This window comes from Psychrobacter sp. 1Y4 (genome assembly GCF_051847555.1).
On the sequence record NZ_JBPYDE010000124.1, the window covers coordinates 1 to 1,120 of the forward strand.

Annotated in this window: 3 protein-coding genes; all 3 read left to right on the plus strand. The window is 40.4% G+C overall.

The window, feature by feature from the left end; genetic code table 11:
• On the plus strand, positions 1-194 hold a 194-nt coding region (locus ACS8FC_RS14680), incomplete at its 5' end, for a hypothetical protein (RefSeq protein ID WP_439297310.1).
• Positions 195-446: 252 nt separating this feature from the next.
• On the plus strand, positions 447-617 hold the full coding sequence (locus ACS8FC_RS14685) for a hypothetical protein (protein WP_439297311.1): 171 nt from the start codon (positions 447-449) through the stop codon (positions 615-617).
• Between the two features lie 82 nt (positions 618-699).
• The gene (locus ACS8FC_RS14690) at positions 700-948 is read left to right on the plus strand and encodes a hypothetical protein (RefSeq protein WP_439297312.1); all 249 of its coding nucleotides are present in this window, start codon (positions 700-702) and stop codon (positions 946-948) included.
• The last annotated feature ends 172 nt before the right edge of the window (positions 949-1,120 follow it).

Here is a 1,120-nt window from a genome sequence, read left to right on the forward strand (position 1 = left end):
CCTATCCTATTGAGGATAAGAAACTCTTCGCGCAAATTTATCAAGACGGTCTGCAAAACTACCTTAAGGATAATGTACAAGCTTGGACGCTAGCAGGAGACGGTCGTTGGCAGCAGTTGAGTCCGGCGCAGAACGCTCTGCCGCATATTGCGCAAAACCATTTACTCAATGTCATCAATCACGTTGATGAATAAACACTAATCACGCTCTTCTATCCTGTAAAGGTTACAAACTGTCTTGTAACCTCACATTTATTCACATATTGATACGGCAGCACACTGGTGCAGCTCACAATATCTTACCTATAATTGATACCAGTTCCGGCGCGTTTTAATATGTTGTATCAAAAGCTTGATAATTTTTTTGTCCAAGAATGCTTGAACACATATTCATACAGCGCTACAGAACCTTTAAGGTAAATAAACAATAAAAACAAGGAATGCATTATGAGTACTACTGACAATGACACTTCAGATATCAAAAAAGCGGCTGAGCAAGCAGATGGTCAGGAAATCGAAAAGAATTTAGAAGACAAAAAGACAGCCGACACTCCTGAGACTCTTGATCCAGAAGAGCGTACCCCTTTCATTGACGACGAATTACGCACGGACAAGTAATAGCTGACCTAGCAGTTCTAGAAAGCTAAGTTCGAATATCCAGTCAGGCAGCAATAACAAATAAAAATGCAAGGGAGACGCTATGAGTATTCCAGAAAAGGCAGCCACTGAAAAAAAAGTAATTGTGGATGATCCGGCAGCAATTGCACCAGAAAATCCTGAGGGTAGCTATGAGGGGCGTAAGCACGAGCCACAGATAGATGGTCCTGAACAAGATTCACAAGAAACTGATGAGATATATGCTGATCCGCGCAAAGAAGAGAATTTACCTGCCGGCGGTAAAAATGTCTCAGACCTAAATGCTTATGATTTAAGTCAAGAAGACAATTAACCATTGATATCGTTAATACCCACGCTATGCTAATTTCTTAATGATATGAGTAATAATTGTAACAACGATAAGGACAAGATAATGGAAACCAGAGATCCCGCTTTAAGTAAAACTAAAGTAGAAGAAAATGATACTCGCGAAACCTCTTACGACTCGCAAACAGTCAACAACC